The sequence below is a fragment of the Oryzomicrobium sp. genome (assembly GCF_021287045.1).
Classification (GTDB): domain Bacteria; phylum Pseudomonadota; class Gammaproteobacteria; order Burkholderiales; family Rhodocyclaceae; genus Oryzomicrobium.
Genome location: NZ_JAJTBG010000007.1, coordinates 190187 through 205641, shown reverse-complemented (window position 1 = coordinate 205641; position 15455 = coordinate 190187). Strand labels below are relative to the sequence as shown.

Annotated in this window: 17 protein-coding genes; 16 read left to right on the top strand and 1 reads right to left on the bottom strand. The window is 69.9% G+C overall.

Going from position 1 to position 15455, the window contains the following annotated elements:
• Positions 1-3 precede the first annotated feature (3 nt).
• From LWW89_RS09940 to LWW89_RS09885, 12 genes are all read left to right on the top strand, one after another.
• On the top strand, positions 4-732 hold the full coding sequence (locus tag LWW89_RS09940; protein WP_293263825.1) for a hypothetical protein: 729 nt from the start codon (positions 4-6) through the stop codon (positions 730-732).
• A gap of 12 nt (positions 733-744) precedes the next feature.
• Positions 745-1632, top strand: coding sequence for a polysaccharide deacetylase family protein (locus tag LWW89_RS09935; protein WP_293263824.1), 888 nt, complete (start codon positions 745-747; stop codon positions 1630-1632).
• Between the two features lie 8 nt (positions 1633-1640).
• The gene (locus LWW89_RS09930; RefSeq protein ID WP_293263823.1) at positions 1641-2369 is read left to right on the top strand and encodes a class I SAM-dependent methyltransferase; all 729 of its coding nucleotides are present in this window, start codon (positions 1641-1643) and stop codon (positions 2367-2369) included.
• A gap of 117 nt (positions 2370-2486) precedes the next feature.
• Positions 2487-3686, top strand: coding sequence for a beta-ketoacyl-[acyl-carrier-protein] synthase family protein (locus tag LWW89_RS09925; protein WP_293263822.1), 1200 nt, complete (start codon positions 2487-2489; stop codon positions 3684-3686).
• On the top strand, positions 3683-4522 hold the full coding sequence (locus tag LWW89_RS09920; protein WP_293263821.1) for a beta-ketoacyl synthase chain length factor: 840 nt from the start codon (positions 3683-3685) through the stop codon (positions 4520-4522). Before LWW89_RS09925 ends, LWW89_RS09920 begins: the two co-directional genes overlap by 4 nt.
• Complete coding sequence (locus LWW89_RS09915; protein WP_293263820.1) at positions 4516-4965, top strand: 3-hydroxylacyl-ACP dehydratase; 450 nt, start codon at positions 4516-4518, stop codon at positions 4963-4965. The genes LWW89_RS09920 and LWW89_RS09915 overlap by 7 nt, the downstream gene beginning before the upstream one ends.
• A 13-nt stretch (positions 4966-4978) precedes the next feature.
• Positions 4979-5698: a 3-oxoacyl-ACP reductase FabG gene (fabG, locus tag LWW89_RS09910; protein WP_293263819.1), complete on the top strand. Its 720-nt coding sequence runs from the start codon at positions 4979-4981 to the stop codon at positions 5696-5698.
• A gap of 13 nt (positions 5699-5711) precedes the next feature.
• Positions 5712-7028 (top strand): cation:proton antiporter, encoded by a 1317-nt coding sequence (locus LWW89_RS09905; RefSeq protein WP_293263818.1) that lies wholly within the window; start codon positions 5712-5714, stop codon positions 7026-7028.
• Between the two features lie 204 nt (positions 7029-7232).
• Positions 7233-7559 carry a thioredoxin TrxA gene (gene trxA, locus LWW89_RS09900; protein WP_293263817.1) on the top strand — a complete coding sequence of 109 codons (327 nt, stop codon included), beginning with the start codon at positions 7233-7235 and terminating at the stop codon, positions 7557-7559.
• 442 nt (positions 7560-8001) lie between these two features.
• Positions 8002-9258: a transcription termination factor Rho gene (gene rho / locus LWW89_RS09895; RefSeq protein WP_293263816.1), complete on the top strand. Its 1257-nt coding sequence runs from the start codon at positions 8002-8004 to the stop codon at positions 9256-9258.
• Between the two features lie 110 nt (positions 9259-9368).
• Complete coding sequence (gene rpmE / locus LWW89_RS09890; protein WP_293263815.1) at positions 9369-9584, top strand: 50S ribosomal protein L31; 216 nt, start codon at positions 9369-9371, stop codon at positions 9582-9584.
• Between the two features lie 256 nt (positions 9585-9840).
• Positions 9841-11511, top strand: coding sequence for a hypothetical protein (locus LWW89_RS09885; protein WP_293263814.1), 1671 nt, complete (start codon positions 9841-9843; stop codon positions 11509-11511).
• 166 nt (positions 11512-11677) lie between these two features.
• Here the strand turns inward: LWW89_RS09885 and orn are convergent, their stop codons facing one another.
• Entirely contained in the window at positions 11678-12220 is a 543-nt protein-coding gene (gene orn / locus LWW89_RS09880; RefSeq protein ID WP_293263813.1) for an oligoribonuclease, read from the bottom strand.
• Between the two features lie 90 nt (positions 12221-12310).
• On the opposite strand from orn, the gene LWW89_RS09875 reads away from it, so the two are divergent.
• The 4 genes from LWW89_RS09875 to rsgA all read left to right on the top strand — a co-directional run bounded on the left by LWW89_RS09875 (position 12311) and on the right by rsgA (position 15428).
• A complete protein-coding gene (locus LWW89_RS09875) occupies positions 12311-13564 on the top strand; it encodes a M48 family metallopeptidase (protein ID WP_293263812.1) in 1254 nt (417 codons plus the stop codon).
• Positions 13565-13608: 44 nt separating this feature from the next.
• Positions 13609-13953: a cytochrome c gene (locus LWW89_RS09870; protein WP_293263811.1), complete on the top strand. Its 345-nt coding sequence runs from the start codon at positions 13609-13611 to the stop codon at positions 13951-13953.
• 34 nt (positions 13954-13987) lie between these two features.
• Positions 13988-14371: a 4a-hydroxytetrahydrobiopterin dehydratase gene (locus tag LWW89_RS09865; RefSeq protein WP_293263810.1), complete on the top strand. Its 384-nt coding sequence runs from the start codon at positions 13988-13990 to the stop codon at positions 14369-14371.
• A 100-nt stretch (positions 14372-14471) separates the two neighbouring features.
• Entirely contained in the window at positions 14472-15428 is a 957-nt protein-coding gene (rsgA, locus tag LWW89_RS09860; RefSeq protein ID WP_293263809.1) for a ribosome small subunit-dependent GTPase A, read from the top strand.
• The last annotated feature ends 27 nt before the right edge of the window (positions 15429-15455 follow it).

The window sequence follows — 15455 nt, the reverse complement described above, 5'->3', positions numbered from 1 at the left end:
ACCGTGGACGCCCTCTACGTCAGCCCCGGCCATGCGCCATCCCCGGCGCCCCTGCCCCCCGGTGCAGACACCCTGGCCATCCTGCTGCCCGGCGCCTACGGCACCCCGGAGGATTTCCTGCGGGAAGGCTTCGCCGCGGCGGTGGCAGAACGGCGCCTCCCCCTGGACCTGGCCCTGGCCGACGCCCCGGTCAGCCTGTACAGCGACGGCGCCGTGTTCGGGCAATTGCGCGACGACCTGATGCACCCCGCCCGCCAGCGCGGCTACCGGCATATCTGGCTGGTGGGCATTTCCCTGGGTGGCCTGGCCAGCCTGGCCTACGCCGCCCGCCACGAAAACGCAGCCGAAGCCGCCCCGGACGGGGTGCTGGCCCTGGCGCCCTACTTGGGCAACCGGGCCGTCACCGGCGCCATCGCCGCTGTAGGCGGCGTGGCCGGCTGGACGCCGCCGGCCCTGGGCGAGGACGATGTGGAATTCCAGGTCTGGGCCTGGCTGAAGGGCTATGGCAACCCGGGCGGCCACCGCGCCGCCCTGCCGCTCCACCTCGGCTACGGACGGGACGACCGCTTTTCCGCCGGCCACCGCCTGATGGCCGACGCCCTGCCCGCCGGACGGGTGCTCGCCGTGGCCGGCGGCCACGACTGGCCCACCTGGCGGACCCTGTGGCAGGGTCTGCTCGACCGGGATGCCCTGGGCCTGGCCACCCGCCCCGCCCTCGGCGCCGCCGCCTGACAGGCTCCCGGCATGTCCACCACGCCCTTGCCGTCTGCCCCCGTGCCGCGCCCCTGGCGCCCCACGCCCCTGGTCCTGTTGAGCCTGGCGCTGCACGCCGCCCTGGGCCTGGCCCTGCTGCTCACCCCCCTCCTCGGCCTGGGCTGGACCTTCTGGGGCTGGGGGCTGGCCCTGTTCGTCCTCGACCACGCCATTCTCTGCGCCACCGGCCTGTGGCCGCGCAGTACCTTGCTGGGGCCCAACCACCGGCGCCTGCCGGCCGCCGCCGCCGCCCGGGGCGAAGTGGCGCTGACCATCGACGACGGCCCCGACCCGGCCGTCACCCCCCGCATCCTGGACCTGCTCGACCACCACAGCGCCCGGGCCACCTTCTTCTGCATCGGCGACCGGGCTGCGGCCCATCCCGACCTGGTACGCGCCATCGCCATCCGGGGCCATCGGGTGGAAAACCACAGCCAGGGCCATCCCCTGCGCTTTTCCACCCTGGGGCCCCGGGGCCTCGCCCGGGAAGTCGGCGCCGCCCAGGCCACCCTGGCCGCCCTGGCGGGCAGCGCGCCCCGCTTCTTCCGCGCACCGGCCGGCCTGCGCAATCCCTTCCTCGAACCGGTGCTGGCCCGCTGCGGCCTGGAACTGGCGACCTGGACCCGGCGCGGCTTCGACACCCGCTGCGGCGACGCCGCCACCGTGCTCGCCCGCCTGACCCACAATCTGGCCGCCGGCGACATCCTGCTGCTCCACGACGGCAATGCCGCCCCCGGACCGGACGGGGAACCGGTGGTGCTGGCGGTATTGCCCCGCCTGCTCGACGCCCTTGCCGCCCAGGGCCTGACCCCGGTGACCCTGGATGCAGCCATTCCGGCACAACGGCCCGCCGCCCCTCTTTCTTCTTCCTTCGCCTGAACGCCGCCATGCGCGACGCATTTACCACCCGCCTGATCGACCAAGCCACCCACGCCTTCCGCGCCGCCGGCGCCTTCGCCTGGCACTTTGCCCGGGGCAAGCTCGGCGGAGACCCGGCCTTTGCCGCCCTACTGCGCGACGGCCTGCTGCCCCGCCCTGCCAGCGGTCTGCGCTTGCTCGACCTGGGCAGCGGCCAGAGCCTGCTCTGCCATTGGCTGCACAGCGCCCGGCAGTGCCACGACAGCGGCGACTGGCCCACCGGCTGGGCGCCGCCCCCCGTTCTCACCGCCTACACCGGGGTCGAACTGATGCCCACCGACGTCACCCGGGCCCTCGCTGCCCTGCACGACCATCCGGTGCCGGCCACGGTGCTCCAGGGGGACATTTGCGTCACCGCGTTTCCGGACAGCGACGCGGTGGTCATCCTGGACGTGCTGCATTACGTCGATTACGCCGCCCAGGACGTGGTACTGCGCCGGGTGCGGGATTGCCTCGCCCCCGGCGGCGCCTTGCTGCTGCGGGTGGGGGATGCCGAGGCGGGCTGGCGCTTCGCGGTGACGAACGCGGTGGATCTTCTCGTCACCTTCGTGCGCGGCCATCGTCTGTCGCGGCTCTACTGCCGCCCCTTGCGGGCCTGGGTCGCCGCCCTGGAAAACCTGGGCTTCGCCGTCGATGTCCGCCCCATGAGCCAGGGCACCCCGTTCGCCAACGTGCTGCTGTCCGCCCGCCGCCCCTGAACCGGGACGGCAGCCGGCCGGTTATCCATCTTTGTTAAAATCCGCCGGTTTGCGCCGACACTACCTGCCGCCGCACCCTACCCTCAGCCCCCATAGCCCCCTTAGGCCACGACGTCCGTGACTCCCCTGCTCCTTTCCCGCTACACCGCCACCAGTTGCCTGGGCGCCGGCCTGGACGCCACCCTGGACGCCCTGCGCGCCGGGCGCGGCGGCCTGGTGCCCTGCGCCTTCGAGACCATCGACCTGCCCACCGCCATCGGCGAGGTGGCCGGGGTGGACGACGAGCGCCTGCCCGGCCATCTAGCCGCGTGGGACTGCCGCAACAACCGCCTGGCCCAGTTAGGATTCCGGCAGGACGGCTTCGCCGAGGCAGTGCATGCGGCCATCGCCCGCCACGGCCGGGAGCGGATCGGGGTGTTCCTCGGCACCAGCACCGCCGGCATCCTGCAGACCGAGCAGGCCTACCGCCGCCGCGACCCTGCCAGCGGCGCCCTGCCCGCCGACTTCATCTACCGCACCACCCACAACACCTACTCGGTGGCCGGCTTCGTGCGCGCCTGGTTCGACCTGGCCGGCCCGGCGGTGGCCGTGTCCTCGGCCTGTTCGTCGAGCGCCAAGGTGTTCGCCTCGGCCCGACGCATGATCGAGGCCGGGCTGATCGATGCGGCCATCGTCGGTGGCGTCGATTCCCTCTGCCTCACCACCCTGTACGGCTTCAACTCCCTGGAACTGCTCTCGCCCCGGCCGGCCCGTCCCTTCGACGCCGACCGGGACGGCATCTCCATCGGCGAAGCCGCCGCCTTCGCCCTGCTCGAACGGGTGCCGGCCGCCCCCGCCGGCAACGACGTGTTGTTGGCGGGCATCGGCGAATCGAGCGACGCTTACCACATGTCGTCGCCCCATCCGGAGGGCCTGGGCGCCCGCCTGGCCATGGAACAGGCCCTGGCCACCGCTGGGCTGGCGGCCGGCGACATCGACTACATCAACCTGCACGGCACCGCCACGCCGAGCAACGACGCCGCCGAGGGCAAGGCCGTGGCCGCCCTGTTCGGCGACCGGGTGCCGGCCAGCTCGACCAAGGGTCACACCGGCCATACCCTGGGGGCCGCCGGCGCCCTGGAAGCGGTGATCGCCGCCCTGGCCCTGACCCACGGCCTGATGCCCGGGGGCGTGAACACCGCCACGCCGGACCCGGCCATCCCCATCGACTACCTGCTGGCCAACCGCAACGCGCCGGTGGCCCGGGTGCTATCCAATTCCTTCGGCTTCGGCGGCACCAACTGCAGCCTGGTCTTCGCCCGGGGAGACGCCCGATGAGCACCCGAGAAACCGCCATGCCCGTCACCCTCACCGCCTACCTGGACGGCATCGGCCTGCTCGGCCCGGGCCTGGCCGACTGGCCCGGCGCCCAGGCCGTTTTGGCCGGTGCCGCAGCCTACGCCCCGGCCCCCGCCGTCCTGCCCGCCCCGGAGGGCCTGCCCCCGGCGGAGCGGCGCCGCACCGGCAAGAGCGTCAAGCTGGCCCTGGCCATCGGCCTCGAAGCCCTGGCCGCCGCCGGCCAGGACCCGGCCCGGATGGCCACCGTGTTCGCCGCCTCCAGCGGCGACGGCGACAACTGCCACGCCCTGTGCGAGGTGCTGGCCTCCGACGACCGCACCGTGTCGCCGACCCGCTTCCACAACTCGGTGCACAACGCCCCGGCCGGCTACTGGGGCATCGCCACCGGCGCCATGGCCACCTCCGACGTGCTCTGCGCCTTAGACGGCAGCTTCGCCGCCGGCCTGCTCGAATCCCTGGCCCACGTGGCGGCGGACGGCACGCCGAACACCCTGATCGCCTACGACGCCCCCTACCCCGAGCCCCTGCAAGGCGCCCGGCCGATCGCCGGCTGCTTCGGCGTGGCCCTGGTGCTCGCCCCGGCGCCCGGCCCCCGCACCCTGGCCCGCATCGGCGTCGCCCTGACCGGCGAGGCCGCCCAGGCCATGGCCCAGCCCGAGCTGGAAGCGCTCCGCACCGGCATTCCCGCCGCCCGCAGCCTGCCCCTCCTGGAACTCCTGGCCCGGGGCCAGGCCGGCCGGGCGGTGATCGAGTACCTGGCCCCCGTCCAGCTGGCGGTGACCGTGGAACCCTACGTCGGCGGCACGCCATGCTGACCCGGGACGAGATCGCCGCGCGCATCCCCCACCAGGGCGCCATGTGCCTGCTCGCCCGGGTCGATGCCTGGGACGGGGAGTCGATCCGCGCTACCGCCACCAGCCACCGGGACCCGGCCAACCCGCTGCGCGCCGACGGGCGCCTGGGGGCAGCCAACGCCATCGAATACGCCGCCCAGGCAATGGCCGTACACGGCGCTCTGCTGGCCGGGGCGGGCGACCGAGCCGAGCGCCCCCGGGCCGGCTACCTGACCAGCGTACGCAGCGTGACCCTCGACGTGGCCCGCCTGGACGATCTGACCGGCGACCTGGAGATTCGCGCCGAGCGCATCTCCGGCGACGGCAACAACGTGCTCTACGCCTTCACCGTTGCCGCCGGCGCCACCGCGGTGGCCAGCGGCCGGGCCGCCGTGGTGCTCGACAGCGGCGCCCTGACTTCTTGATCGGAAAACAGCCATGAAACGAGCCCTCGTCACCGGCGGCAGCGGCGGCATCGGCGCCGCCATCTGCCGCCGCCTCGCCCGGGACGGCTACCACGTGGTCATCCACGCCAACCGCAATCGGGATCGTGCCGACGCTCTGGCCAGTGAGATCGCGGCGGCCGGCGGCAGCGCCGGCGTGCTGGTGTTCGACGTCACCGACGGCGCCGCCACCCGGGCGGCCCTGGAGGCCCTGTGCGACGAGGCCCCCATCCAGGTGCTGGTGAACAACGCCGGCATCCACGCCGACGCGCCCTTTCCCGGCCTGTCCGAAGCCCAGTGGCACGACGTCATCGACGTCTCGCTGAACGGTTTCTTCCACGTCACCCAGGCGGTGCTGATGCCGATGATCCGCACCCGCTGGGGACGCATCGTCAACATCTCGTCGGTGGCCGCCCTGAGCGGCAACCGGGGCCAGGTGAACTATTCGGCCGCCAAGGGGGCGCTGCACTCGGCCACCAAATCCCTGGCCCTGGAAGTGGCCAGCCGGGGCATCACGGTCAACGCCGTGGCACCGGGCATCATCGCCACCGAGATGAGCGAGGCCGCCTTCGACGCCGAGGCGGTGGCCCGCATGGTGCCGATGAAGCGCGAGGGCCGGCCCGAGGAAGTGGCCGACCTGGTGGGTTTCCTCTGCTCCGACCAGGCCGCCTACATCAGCGGCCAGATCGTTTCCATCAACGGCGGGATGCTCTGAAAGGAGCGCTGACATGAGCGCAGCAGCCGGCGCGGTGCACCAGGTAGCGGTCCACAAGACGGAACTGCTGCTCTTCTTCACCCTGATCCAGTTGGCGGTGATCGTCCTGGCCGGCCGGCTGGGCGGCGCCCTGGCGCTGCGCTTCGGCCAGTCGGCGGCCGTGGGCGAGATCATCGTCGGCATCCTGCTCGGCCCGTCCCTGTTCGGTTGGCTGGCCCCGGATCTGTTCGCCTATGTGTTCCGCTCGTCGGCGCCGGAGCCAATGCAGATCCTGTCCCAGATCGGCCTGCTGCTCTTGATGTTCCAGATCGGCCTGGAGTTCGACTTCGGCCATCTCACCGAAAAGCGCAACCGCACCGCCGTCACCCGGGTGGCCGCCGCCGGACTGCTGCTGCCCTTCGCCCTGGGCGCCGGCTTCGGCTACGTGGCCGCGCCGATCCTCAACCCCGGGGCCAACGCCCTGGCCTCGGCGCTATTCATCGGCACCGCCTTTTCGATCACCGCCCTACCCATCCTGGGCCGGATCATGATCGAGTTCGACCTGACCCGCACGCCCCTGGGCGTCATCGCCATTGCCGCCGCCGCCATCAACGACGTGGTCGGCTGGCTGCTGCTGGCCCTGGTCACCACCCTCACGGTGGCCGATTTCAGCGGCCCGGACTTCGCCCTCAAGGTGCTGCTGGTGGCGCTGTTCTTCGCCGCCAGCTGGTTCGCCGTGCGCCCGGCGCTGAAGGCGGTGATCCGCTGGACCCAGCGCCAGGAGAGCCAGGGCTTCCGCCTCAACAACAACCTGCTCGGCATCGTCATCGCGGCGATCTTCATCGCCGGCATGACCACCTTCCAGCTCGGCATCTTCGCCATTTTCGGCGGTTTCATGATGGGCGTGATCCTGCATGACGAGCACGGCCTGGTGGCGGCCTGGAAAGAGCGCATCGGCCACTTCGTCACCGTTTTCTTCCTGCCCATCTTCTTCACCTATACCGGGCTGCGCACCAACGTCGGCGGCCTCGACAGCCTGGCCGCCTGGGGCTGGTGCGCCCTGATCATCGCCTTGGCCACCGTCGGCAAGTTCGGCGGCTCCTACCTGGCGGCCCGCTCCTGCGGCCTCAACCACCACGAGGCCAGCGTGCTCGGCATCATGATGAACACCCGGGCCCTGATGGAGCTGATCGTCATCAACGTCGGCTACGACCTGGGGGTGATCTCCCAGCACACCTTCACCATGCTGGTGTTGGTGGCCATCGTCAGCACCGTGGTCACCACCCCGGGGCTGCGCCTGTGGCTGCCCCGGATCGGCCTGGCGGTGCCCGGAAAGCCGGCCCGGGCCTGACTCGGCGGCATACGTGCCCGGGACTCGGGAACAACACCGAAGAACGCCTATCGGCGCCATAGCCGGTTTTCCCCTTCCCCTCCCTTTTCTTTTTCGCTAGCATCCGTTTTCGTTGATTCAGCATTCTGGCGGCCCCCCGGAGCCCAGCTCCGCTCCACTTTTCCATCCGGTCGCCTCTCTTCCCCCTCCCGAGGCAAACGTTTCATGAGCGAACACATCCACTACGTCTCCGACGATTCCTTCGACGCCGAAGTGCTCCAGTCCCAGCAGCCTGTGCTGGTGGACTACTGGGCCGAATGGTGCGGCCCCTGCAAGATGATCGCCCCGATCCTCGACGAAGTCGCCAAGGAATATGCCGGCAAGCTGAAAGTGGCCAAGGTCAACATCGACGAGAATCAGGCCACCCCCGCCAAGTACGGCATCCGCGGCATCCCCACCCTGATGATCTTCAAGAACGGCAACGTCGAAGCCACCAAGGTCGGCGCCCTGTCCAAGTCGCAACTCACTGCGTTCATTGACAGCACCCTGTAAAGCCGCTACGCTGCAACGCAATGACAGTCCGGCAGTGATTCTTGCCCGCCGGACTGTCCAGAAGACCGAAAAGCAATTCGCCCCAAAGTAGTCCGCGCCAACCGCGCCGTCGCACCGCCACCAGCGCGGCACCGCGACCCGGGCCCCAGCAGCCGCTCTCGTGGCGCTGCCGAAGCACCGCCGGCCACCCCGGCCTGCCTCAATCCTCCTGAAATTTTCGGCTTTTCCCCACCTCCGATCTTTTCCGGCGCTCCGCGCCCCACCGGTTCCGTTACGATTCCGCCCGATTCTGGCTGCCTCTAACCTTTCTGGCCCCTCCGGCAATCCTGCGTCCGTCACCCACGCCTGATCCCAGGCCGCGACCGCCCAACGGTCCGCCCCGCCTGCCAGCGCTCCGCCCGATCGACCGTCCGCCGGCCCTTCCCGCTCCCTTTCCAACCTTATGCACCTCTCCGAACTCAAAGCGCTCCATGTGAGCCAGCTCCTCGAAATGGCCGCCGGCTACGGCATCGAAGGCGCCAACCGGCTGCGCAAACAGGAACTGATCTTTGCCCTGCTGCGCCACCAGGCCAAGAAGGGCGAGAGCATCTTCGGCGACGGCTGTCTGGAAGTCCTGCCCGACGGCTTCGGCTTCCTGCGCTCCCCGGACATCTCCTACCTGGCCGGCACCGACGACATCTACGTCTCCCCGTCCCAGATCCGCCGCTTCAACCTGCACTCGGGCGACTCCATCGAGGGCGAGATCCGCACCCCCAAGGACGGCGAGCGCTACTTCGCCCTGGTCAAGGTGGACAAGATCAACGGCGAGGACCCGGCGGTCTGCAAGAGCAAAATCCTCTTCGAGAACCTGACCCCGCTCCATCCCAACAAGATGCTGCGGCTGGAGCGGGAAAACCGCTCCGACGAGAACATCACCAGCCGGGTGATCGACATGATCGCCCCCATCGGCAAGGGCCAGCGCGGCCTGCTGGTGGCGCCGCCCAAGTCGGGCAAGACGGTGATGCTGCAAAACATCGCCCACGCCATCACCGCCAACCATCCGGACGTGCAACTGATCGTGCTGCTCATCGACGAGCGTCCCGAGGAAGTGACCGAGATGCAGCGTACCGTACGCGGCGAGGTGGTGGCCTCCACCTTCGACGAGCCGGCCACCCGCCACGTCCAGGTCGCCGAGATGGTGATCGAGAAGGCCAAGCGCCTGGTCGAGCATAAGAAAGACGTGGTCATCCTGCTCGATTCCATCACCCGCCTGGCCCGGGCCTACAACACCGTGGTGCCGACCTCCGGCAAGGTGCTCACCGGCGGCGTGGACGCCAACGCCCTGCAAAAGCCCAAGCGCTTCTTCGGCGCCGCCCGCAACATCGAGGAAGGCGGCTCCCTGACCATCATCGCCACCGCCCTGATCGACACCGGCTCGCGCATGGACGAGGTGATCTACGAAGAATTCAAGGGCACCGGCAACATGGAAGTGCACCTGGACCGGCGCATGGCCGAAAAGCGTATCTACCCGGCCATCAACCTCAACCGCTCCGGCACCCGCCGCGAAGAGCTGCTGCTCAAGCAGGACGTGCTGCAAAAGGTGTGGATCCTGCGCAAGGTCCTCTACAACATGGACGACCTGGAAGCCATGGACTTCCTGCTCGGCAAGATCAAGCAGACCAAGAACAACGACGAGTTCTTCGACGCCATGCGGCGCTGACCATCGATCCGCAAGCCCTGAATTTGCTTGTTTTTTCCCGGTCGTTCCGCCATAATCTTCGTTTTTCATTGGCCGGCCAAAACCGCCGACCACGCATGAAAGGATTCAAAATGAAAGCCGGTATCCACCCCGAATACAACGACGTGCAAGTGACCTGCTCCTGCGGCAACACTTTCACCACCAAGTCCACCATGAGCAAGCCCCTGCACGTGGAAGTCTGCTCCTCCTGCCACCCGTTCTACACCGGCAAGCAGAAGATCGTGGACACCGCTGGCCGCGTCGAGAAGTTCAACCAGAAGTTCGGTGGCCTGCGCCGCTCCGCCTAAGGGCGAGATCGCCGGCGTTCGCCCGGCCCGATCGCAAAAAGGCAGCCCGCGGGCTGCCTTTTTTGTTGCCCTGGCGTCGTTGCCACAGCTTCGGCCCATGCCTGCACGGATCAGGCCGACCCCGCACCATCGCCCACTGGACTGTCCGGCGCCCCGGTCCGCCAGCGCCGGCGCCTCCGTTTCCCGCCGTCATTTTTTCCGCCGGGCGGCTGCGAACCCGTAAAATCCCTTCCCTTCCGGACTCACCGTTCCCAGGATGCCGCAACGCCCCTACCTGCCCCTGCCCTGGCCCGCCCTGCTGCTCCTGGCAGCCCTGTTCCTCGTCACCGGCCTGGTGGGCCCCGCCCCCTGGAAGGGCGAGGACGCCATCCACCTGGGCGTCGCCTGGGAATTCACCCAGGGCGCGCCCTGGTACGCCCCCCGGCTGGCCGACACGGCCTTCAACGAAGCCCCTCTCTACCACTGGGTCGCCGCCCTGGCGGGCAGCCTGCTCGCGCCGTTCACCGCTTTCCACAACGGCGTGCGCCTGACCAACCTGCTTTGGCTCGGCCTCACCCTGGCCTGCCTCGCCATGCTGGCCCGGCGCACCCGGGACAAGGAGGCGGAGCGGGTGACCCCTTATCTGCTGCTGGGCGGCATCGGCCTGGTGGTGCATGGTCACGAGGCCCAGCCGCAACTGGCGGTGATGGCCACCCAGGCCCTGGGCCTATGGGCCGCCGCCCTGCTCATCGACAAACCTTGGCGCGGCCTCGCCCCGGGTGGCCTAGCCTTGGGCGGCGCCTACCTGGCCGGCGGCCTGCAAGGCACCCTGCCGGTGGCCCTGCTGCTGGCTGCCGCTCCCCTTTTTCCCCCGCCGCGCCCCCACGTACCGGCCTGGCTCGCCGAAACCCAGCCGGCCCCCAAGACTTCCCGCCTGCCCGCCCTGGCCGCCCTGCTCGCAGCCCTGGCCCTGGGCGCGGGCCTGGCCGCCCTGTGGCTCGCCCCCCTGGCCGAATACGCGCCGAACCGTTTTTCTGCCTGGCAGGCCGCCGATCTGGCCAGCCTCAACGACGGCGGCGGCCCGCGCCATCTGCTCGACCTGTTGGCCCTGCTCGCCTGGTTCGCCTGGGTGCCCTTGCCCCTGGCGGGCTGGACCCTGTGGCGCCGCCGCCATGCCCTGGCCAGTCCGGTCGTTGCCTTGCCCCTGGTGCTGCTCGTCGGCAACCTGCTGGTCCATGCCTGGGCCGCCACCCAGGCCCCTGACGCCCTGATTTTCTACGTCCCCCTCACCGCCCTGGCCGCCCTGGAGGCTACCCGGCTGCGCAAGGGGGCTGCGGCGGCCTATTCCTGGTTCGCGGTGATCACCTTCACCCTGGCCGCCGCCTACATCTGGCTCGGCTGGACCGCCATGGTGGTCCAGTGGCCCGAACCCCTGGTGCGCACCCTGCACCGCCTCACCCCCGGATTCACCGCCGAAGTCTCATGGTCCGGCTTGGCGCTGGCCCTGGCGGTAACGGCGATGTGGGGCTGGTTGCTGTACCGGGCCTCCCAGATACGCACCACCGCCGAGCGTTCCCTGTTCCGTGGCCCGACCCATTGGCTGGCCGGCCTGACCCTGGTGTGGGTGCTGCTGGTGGCCCTGTGGCTGCCCTGGCTCGAATACGGTCGGGGCTACGATGGCACCTTTGCCGCCATGCGCCAGGCCATGCCTGCGGACGCTGCCCCGGCCTGCGTCTCGGTGCGCCTGCCGCCCACGCTCAAGGCCCTGGTGCGCTACGAGACAGGCTGGACGGTGAAGAGCGAGCGGCGCGGCCGGGAAAGCTGCGACTGGCTGCTGATCCAGACCGCCCCCGGCGAAGAGCGCAGCCAGCCCGGCTGGGAGCGGGTCTGGGAAGGCCACCGCCCGGGCGAGCGCAGCGAACGCCTGCGCCTGTTCCGGCGCGACTGACCACGGCCGACCACGACCGACCGCTCCTTGCCCAACCGCGGGCGGCAATGAAAACGCCCGGCCGGGAAACCCCGCCGGGCGTTTTGCTTTTGCTTGATCCGGGCGTGACTTGAATGCCGCACCGGATAGCTGCCATGGGTGATGCTGTCGCACCAGCCCCAACGTCTTACTTGAAGAAATTGGTCCGGTAGTAGCGCAGCTCGTCGATGGACTCCAGGATGTCGGAGAGGGCCGTGTGGGCGCCCTTCTTCTTCAGCCCGGCGAACACTTCGGGGCGCCAGCGCCGGCACAGTTCCTTGACGGTGGACACGTCCAGGTTGCGGTAGTGGAACCAGGCTTCCAGGGTCGGCATGTAGCGGGCCATGAAGCGCCGGTCTTGGCCGATGGAGTTGCCGCACATCGGCGTCACCCGCTTGTCCACGTACTGCTGCATGAAGGCCAGCGCCTGGGCCTCGACGGCAGCCTCGTCGGTGGTCGAAGCCTTGACCCGGGCGATCAGGCCCGATTCGCCGTGGGTCTTCTGGTTCCAGTCGTCCATGCCGGCCAGCACGGCCTCGGGCTGGTGCACCGCCCACACCGGCGACTGGGCCACCACTTCCAGGTCGGAAGTGGTCACCACCATGGCCAGTTCGAGAATGCGGTCCCGGTCCGGCTCCAGGCCGGTCATCTCCATGTCCAGCCAGACGAGGTGGTTGGGGTCCTGTGCCATAATCCTTCGAACTCCAAAAAGCGCCATTGTGTCACAGCAACAGGCGCTCCCGCCCTTCCTCCCCGTCTTCTCCGTCTTCCATTCCCCCCCGTGACCGCCTCCGCCTTCACCGCCCTCTTTCTCGCCCTGCTCGGCCTGTCCCTGGCCGTGCGCGTCTGGCTGGCCCTGCGCCAGATCCGTTCCGTGGCCGCCCACCGGGGCGCCGTGCCAGAGCGCTTCGCCGACCGGGTGACCCTGGCCGCCCACCAGAAGGCCGCCGACTACACCGCCGTGCGCACCCGCTTCGGCCTGCTCGGCCTGGCGGTGGAAACCGCCGTGCTGCTGGCCCTCACCCTGGGCGGCGGCATCGCCGCGCTGCACGGCTTCTGGCAGGGAGCGATCGGTTCCGAAACCAGCCCGATCCTGTACGGCCTGGCCCTGATCCTGTCGGTGATGGCCGTCTCCGGCGTGGTGGAAATCCCCCTGGGCCTGTACCGCCAGTTCGTCATCGAGGAACGCTTCGGCTTCAACCGCATGACTCTGGGCCTGTACGTGGCCGACGCCCTCAAGGCCGCCCTGCTCGGCCTGCTCATCGGCACCCCGGTACTGGCCGCCGTGCTGTGGCTGATGGGCCGCATGGGCGAATTGTGGTGGCTGTGGGTGTGGGCCTTCTGGTGCGGCTTCAACCTGTTGCTGCTGTTCGTCTACCCGACCTGGATCGCCCCCCTGTTCAACAAGTTCGCCCCGCTCCAGGACGGCGAGTTGAAAGGCCGCATCGAGGCCCTGCTGGCGCGCTGCGGCTTTGCTGCCTCGGGCCTGTTCGTCATGGACGGCTCCAAGCGCAGCGCCCACGGCAACGCCTACTTCACCGGCTTTGGCCGCAACAAGCGCATCGTCTTCTTCGACACCCTGATCGAGCGCCTCTCCCCGGCCGAGATCGAGGCCGTGCTGGCCCACGAGTTGGGCCACTTCAAGCGCCGTCATATCGCCAAACGCATCGGCCTGACCTTCGCCCTGTCCCTAGGCTTCCTGTGGCTGCTCGGCCAGTTGATCGAGGCCCCCTGGTTCTTCGCCGGCCTCGGGGTGCCCGCCGCCAACACGGCCCTGGCCCTGACCCTGTTCTTCCTGGCGGTGCCGGTGTTCACCTTCCCGTTCACCCCGCTCTCCAGCCTGCTGTCGCGCCGCCACGAGTACGAGGCCGACGACTACGCCGCCGAGCACGCCTCTGCCGCCGATCTGGTGCGGGCCCTGGTCAAGCTCTACGAGGACAACGCCGCGACCCTGACCCCGGACCCGTTGCACTCGCTCTTCTACGATTCCCACCCCCCCGCTGCCCTGCGCGTGGCGCACCTGCAAGGCGGCTAGGCCACTCATCCGAACCCCGCGCCAGATAAGGAGTTCCAGGCACCATGACTGCAAAGCGAACAACCACGCGGCTTTCCACGGTAGCCCTGCTGGGAGCCTTATCTGGCGCGGCCTTCCAGGCAGCGGCCCTGGCCGATCCCATCGACCATGCCGATCCCAAGCACGGCAAGCAACTCCACGACGCCGCCTGCACGAGCTGCCACAAGCGCATGTACGGCGGCGACGCCGGCGCCATCTACACCCAGCCCGGGCGGATGATCTCGGACCGCACCGAACTGCTGCAACGGGTCGCCCTGTGCGTCTCGCGCAACCACCTGGGCTGGTTCCCGGACGACGAGGCCGACGTGGCCCGTTACCTGAACGACACCTACTACCACTTCCCGCGCTGACCCCGCCTCCGCGGCCATACCCCTGGAGCCCGCCATGAGCAGTCTCAGTCTTTCGCCCGCCGGCCGTCCCGTCCTGCCCAGCCTGGCCGAACTGGTGGACACGCCCTGCGCCCCCCTGCGCGGCCCGGCCCACCGTCTCGACCCGGCCAGCGTCGCCAGCCTGCTGCAACTCCTGCCCGGCTGGCGCCTGGAGGACGGCGCCATCGTCGCCAGCCTGCGCTTTCCCGACTTCGCCGCCGCCCTCTCCGCCGCCAACCACATCGGCGCCCTGGCCGAAGCCCAGAACCATCACCCGGACCTGACCGTGGGCTGGGGCCGGCTGACCGTGCGCTTTTCCACCCACGACGTGGGCGGCCTGTCGATCAACGACTTCCGCGCCGCCGCCAAGGTGGCCCGCCTGCTCGCCGCCGCCGGGTAAACTGGCGGGCGACGCGCCCGGCCTGCGCCGCCGGCGCGCGCATTCCACATTCCACATTCCACTTTTCCATCTCCATTCTTCTTCCCGCCCCGCTCACTTCATGGCCGGTCCTGCCCGCAACGCTCCCAACTCCCGCAACCGCTCCCCCGCTTCCGGCAAGAACGCCGCGGCCCTGCTGCCCGGCACCGTGGTGGCCGCCTTCGGCCGCCAGTACCAGGTCCGCCTCGACGACGACGGCCAGCCCCTGCTCTGCTTCCCCCGGGGCAAGAAGAGCGAGATCGCCTGCGGCGACCGGGTGCTGGTGGAGCGCAGCGCCCCGGACCAGGGGGTGATCGAAGCCGTGGCGCCCCGGGATTCCCTGCTCTACCGCAGCAACGAATTCCGCCAGAAGCTGATCGCCGCCAACGTCACCCAGATCGCCATCGTGGTGGCCACCGAGCCCTCGTTCTACGACGACCTGGTGACCCGCTGCCTGGTGGCCGCCGAGGACCAGGAAATCCGCGCCCTGATCGTGCTCAACAAGTGCGACCTGGCCGACCGCCTGGTCGACGCCCGGGCCCGGCTGGCGCCCCTGGCCGCCCTCGGCTACCCGGTGATCGAGCTGTCCGCCCTGGAAGGAGCCGGGCTGGACGAGCTGCGCGCCCGCCTGGCCGGCCAGGTGACGGTGCTGGTGGGCCAGTCCGGCATGGGCAAGAGCACCCTCACCAACGCCCTGGTACCCGAGGCCCAGGCCGCCACCCGGGAGATTTCCGAGGCCCTGGACTCGGGCAAGCACACCACCACCCACGCCCGCCTCTACCCCCTGCCGGACGACCCGGAAGGCGGCGCCCTGATCGATTCCCCGGGCCTCCAGGACTTCGGCCTGCACCACCTGGGCAAGGGCGCCCTGGAATACGCCTTCCCCGAATTCCGCCCCCTGCTCGGCCAATGCCGCTTCCGCGACTGCCGCCACGACCAGGAGCCCGGCTGCGTCCTCCAGGCCGCCCTGGCCGCCGGCCAGCTTGACCCGCGCCGCTTCGCCACCTTCCGCCAACTGCTGGCCGGGGCCGAGGCGTAACGGGCAGGCGCCGCCCCACCTTTCCGC